Source organism: Gemmatimonas sp. (genome assembly GCF_041689975.1).
Lineage (GTDB): Bacteria > Gemmatimonadota > Gemmatimonadetes > Gemmatimonadales > Gemmatimonadaceae > Gemmatimonas.
Map to the genome: position 1 here is coordinate 1 of NZ_JBDNFF010000005.1, position 3,408 is coordinate 3,408.

The following is a 3,408-nucleotide window of genomic DNA, read 5'->3' on the forward strand; positions in this document are numbered from 1 at the left end:
CCCCCCCCCCCCCCCCCCTAGTCTCTCTCTCCCTTGACACTGAGCCCCCACTTATTCTTTTTTTTGCCCTGGTAGATACACTGCCCGCGCCGTCGTCGCTGCGCTATCGTGTCACGGTGTACAGAACGCGCGTCGGTGGCACGCTGTACTTCGATTCGACACGAACGCTGCGGTCGCCCCACTGACCGACTCGCGCCAACGCATCTCGGCGTGCCAGCGCTGATGAAGTGAGTCGCGCCGACGAGAGTCGCCGTTAACCGTGAGCTGGTTCGCGATGATGAGCACGACCTGCCGCTGCGGCACGGGCGCGCGGAGTGTGGTGTCGAGCCACCGCGTCCAGATTGCAAACTCGTGTCACGGCTGCAGCTGACCGGTGCGTTGGCAGCACGTGATCGCCGGGCCTTGGTCTACTCGGTGCGGATCGCCGGCGTGTCGCCACACGCGAAGGGGGCGAAGCCGTTCACGATGCTGGCGTCCAACACCGAGGTGGAGTCACTCTACGGCATCGACGCACATGGTCGCCGTGGTCGACCTCTCTGGGGGCGTAGCACGTTATCTCAGACAGTGCAGGCGGTTGCCCCGATCGGTACATTCCCGGATGGCTGTGTCCGACCGCGCTTCGTCTCGTCTCTCACGAGGACGCCGGGCGTGTCCGTGCTCGCTTGCGTGCGGCGTGCCGACGACGGGCATCGTCATGCGTACGACGGCGAGTTCACGACGCTCGTCGTGCAACCGCTTATGCCGGCCGACTCGGTGTTCGCGTCGCCGCCGCCGAGCGCGCACACGATCCGCATGATCGACTTCGCGTACCTCGGACCGGAACAATTGACGCGCGGCGCGCAGTTGCTGCGTGTCGAGAACAGCGGACAACAGGACCATCAGGTACGATTGGCGCGCCTGCGCGCGGGCGCATCGCTACGGTCTTGGATGACGGCCGACCATCGGGACGCGGTGGCCAAAACGTTCGCGGGAATGGCACGCGTCGGTCCGGGAGAAGTGGCCTATCTACCGGTCGATCTCGCGCCGGGCGCGTATGTCGCGTACTGCCTGATCGCCGAGGCCACCACGCGTCGGCCGCACCTGGAGCTTGGGATGGTCCGGCTGATTCAGGTGCCGTAGCGAACTCTGGCAGCCTCGAGTGTGCAGCACGCACGTGGTCGTATGTCACCAACTGGATTTCTGAATTCCATTAAAATGAAACACGGGTTTGGCGACGACTCGGCCGCCGTTCGGCGGGTCGCCTCAACGTCATAAGACGATGACATCGGCTCAATCATCCCGCCTCCGTTTACCGGACTGTCGTAATGACCTCCGCTTTTCTGCCGCTCGCCGAACGTCCGTTTCCGCTCGAGCGCGACGTGTTTTTGCGTACCATGCTGCGCGAACTCGCCGGCACCTTGCAGGACGTGATCGGTCTCGACGAGGCGTCAGGATTCATCAGTGTCGTGGGCCAGCGCATCGGCGACGATCTCAATCAGGCGTACCGCAACTTGCTCGACGTGCCCGCGCTCGATCGCGCGCAGGTGGCCGACGTGTTGGTGGATCTCAAGCAGCGCATACAGGGCGGCTTTCGCGTGGTCGAGCAAGACGACACGAAAATCGTTCTCGCCAACACGGTGTGTCCGTTCGGCGAGAAGGTTCTAGGACGGCCCGCGCTCTGCATGATGACGTCCAACGTGTTCGGCAGTATCACCGCTGAAAATCTCGGCTACGCGAAAGTGGTACTCGAGGAAACGATCGCCGAAGGCCATGATGGCTGTCGGGTGGTGGTGCACTTGCAGCCGTCGGCGGCGAGCAATGCGGCCACGGGGCGTGAATATTTCCAGGGCTCGTAGGGACTCGTGAGATTCGAACATTTTCTGGAGGTTGCGGACTGGCTCCCCGATCCGCTGTTGTTGCTTACACGCGACGGCACTATCATGAGTGCCAATCGTGCGGCAACCCGTCTGCTCGGAGCGGCGCTCGAGGTGCTGCGCGGGACGTCGCTGAAGACCCGCGTGGATGGTGATGACGAGCTGCTCACGCGGCATCTGCGCGAGTCTGCGCGCGCACGTTAGCCACATCCCGGTGCCATTGCCGTGCACAATGACGATGGCGCCACCATGCGGTGTCGCTGCAGCACGAGTTTGTTCCGTCCGGCAAGCACCGAGCATCCCGCATTGCTGGTGATGCGTTTGCTGCCGCGTGAGACGTCGCCGAGTCAGTTCCGCGTCCTGAACGACCGCATCGAACAGCTCGGCCGTGAGATTGCCAGACGTCAGGCAGTGGACGAGGAGCGGCGCAAGTTGGAGGCGCAGATGCTGCAGACGCAGAAGCTGGAGAGCCTCGGGGTGCTCGCCGGCGGCATTGCGCATGACTTCAACAATCTGCTTACTGGCATCATCGGCTTCAGCGACCTCGCGCGGCTGGAGCTGTCAGACGACTCCGTGACGCGCGGCTATCTCGACGAAGCGGTGAATGGGGCGCGCCGCGCGGCCGAGCTCACGCAGCAGATGCTCGCGTACTCGGGCAAGGGGAAGTTCGTAGTGGGTCCGGTGAGACTCACGGTGTTGGTGGAAGAGATCACGCGCCTGCTGGAAGTTTCAATTTCGAAGAAGTGCGTGTTGCGTTACGACTTGTTGCGCGAGCAACCACCGTGCCTGGCCGATGGCACGCAGCTTCGGCAGGTGATCATGAACCTGATCATCAACGCGTCGGAGGCGATCGGCGACCGCAGCGGTGTGATCTCGCTGACCACCGGTGCGATGTGGTGCGAGCGCGACTATCTCGCGGAGACGTATCTCGACGAGGGGCTTGACGAGGGTATGTATGTCACGCTGGAAGTGGCGAACACCGGAGTCGGCATGTCGCCCGAAGTACGGGCGCGCATTTTCGATCCGTTCTATACCACCAAGTACACGGGTCGCGGCCTTGGCTTGGCGGCGGTGCTTGGTATCGTGCGTGGCCATGGCGGCGCGATTCGTGTGTACTCAGAGGCCGGTCGCGGGACCACGTTCAAGATTCTGCTGCCCGCCGCCGTCAACACCGCCGTGTCCAAGGCGTTTACTGCACCGCCGGCGGACACATGGCGTGGGAAGGGTATGGTGTTGGTGTTGGACGACGAAGAAAGTGTGCGCGCGCTGTTGCGGCATATGCTGCAGCGTATGGGCTATGATGTGGTGCCGGCGGCTGACGGTCGAGAAGGCCTCGCTGCCTTCCAAGCGCACGCCGACCGCGAGCCGATCGTCTTGCTCGATCTCACCATGCCGCATCTCGATGGCGCTGGCACCTTTCGCGAGCTACGGCGCATCGATCCGAACGTGCGCGTGGTCCTGATGAGTGGGTACAACGAGCATGCGGTGACCGCGCAGTTCGCCGGCGAGGGGCTAGAGGCTTTCATTCAGAAGCCGTTCCAGTACGACGGCCTGC

Annotated in this window: 4 protein-coding genes; all 4 read left to right on the forward strand. The window is 63.3% G+C overall.

From position 1 onward, the window contains the following. Positions 1–351 precede the first annotated feature (351 nt). Positions 352–1,119 (forward strand): hypothetical protein, encoded by a 768-nt coding sequence (locus ACESNG_RS00205; protein WP_373067212.1) that lies wholly within the window; start codon positions 352–354, stop codon positions 1,117–1,119. A gap of 185 nt (positions 1,120–1,304) precedes the next feature. Continuing rightward, on the forward strand, positions 1,305–1,835 hold the full coding sequence (locus ACESNG_RS00210; protein ID WP_373065476.1) for a methanogen output domain 1-containing protein: 531 nt from the start codon (positions 1,305–1,307) through the stop codon (positions 1,833–1,835). A gap of 6 nt (positions 1,836–1,841) precedes the next feature. Further along, positions 1,842–2,057, forward strand: a complete 216-nt coding sequence (locus ACESNG_RS00215; protein WP_373067214.1) for a PAS domain-containing protein — start codon at positions 1,842–1,844, stop codon at positions 2,055–2,057. A 21-nt stretch (positions 2,058–2,078) separates the two neighbouring features. After that, positions 2,079–3,408, forward strand: a 1,330-nt coding sequence (locus ACESNG_RS00220) for a response regulator (RefSeq protein ID WP_373067216.1), incomplete at its 3' end; no start/stop codon positions are given.

Bases quoted from the DNA above. Each gene is read 5' to 3' on its own strand.
- ACESNG_RS00210 (WP_373065476.1), top strand. From the start codon at position 1,305: ATGACCTCCGCTTTTCTGCCGCTCGCCGAACGTCCGTTTCCGCTCGAG.